Here is a 989-nt window from a genome sequence, read left to right on the forward strand (position 1 = left end):
TATCTGCGCGGTGTCCTCGCCTTCTCCGCGGTGAGCGTCCTCTTCCTGTACCTGATGCAGCGCCTGCAGGGTTCGCTGCCCGGCTCGCTGGGGTTCGTGTCGATTCCGGCGGACCAGGCGTTCAACACGGCGGCCTCGTTCGTGTCGAACACGAACTGGCAGTCGTACTCGGGTGAGCAGTCGATGGGCCATGTCGTGCAGACGGGCGGCCTGGCGGTGCAGAACTTCGTGTCCGCCTCGGTCGGTATCGCGGTCGCGGTCGCGCTGGTGCGGGGCTTCGCCCGCTCGCGCACGGGTGAGCTGGGCAACTTCTGGTCCGACCTGGTGCGTGGCACGGTCCGCATCCTGCTGCCCATCTCGGTGATCGGCGCGATCGTCCTGGTGGCCTGCGGTGCGATCCAGAACTTCTCCGGTATTCACGAGGTCGGCCAGTTCATGGGCGGCTCGCAGCAGTGGAACGGCGGCGCGGTCGCCTCGCAGGAGGCCATCAAGGAGCTGGGCACGAACGGTGGCGGTTACTTCAACGCCAACTCTGCCCACCCCTTCGAGAACCCCAACGGGTTCACCAACCTCTTCGAGGTCTTCCTGATCCTGGTGATCCCGTTCGCGCTGACCCGCACGTTCGGCCGGATGGTCGGCAGCGTGAAGCAGGGTTACGCGATCCTGGCGACGATGGTGACGATCTGGGTCGGTTTCACCGCGCTGATGATGTGGACCGAGTTCCACCACGGCGGCCCGGCGTTCGACATCGCCGGCGGTGCGATGGAGGGCAAGGAGACCCGGTTCGGAGTCGGCGGCTCGTCGATCTTCGCGGTCGCCACCACCCTCACCTCGACCGGCGCGGTCGACGCGTTCCACTCCTCGCTCACCGGCTTCGGCGGCGGCATCACCATGCTGGGCATGCAGCTGGGTGAGATCGCGCCGGGTGGTACCGGTTCCGGCCTGTACGGCATGCTGATCATGGCGATCATCGCGGTGTTCATCGCGGG

1 protein-coding gene is annotated in these 989 nt (G+C 66.7%); it reads left to right on the forward strand.

What is annotated here, in order from left to right:
- Positions 1–989, forward strand: a 989-nt coding sequence (locus ADK54_RS14760; protein WP_199826964.1) for a potassium-transporting ATPase subunit KdpA, incomplete at both ends; no start/stop codon positions are given.

It is taken from the genome of Streptomyces sp. WM6378 (assembly GCF_001279695.1).
In the GTDB taxonomy this organism is placed as follows: Bacteria; Actinomycetota; Actinomycetes; order Streptomycetales; family Streptomycetaceae; genus Streptomyces.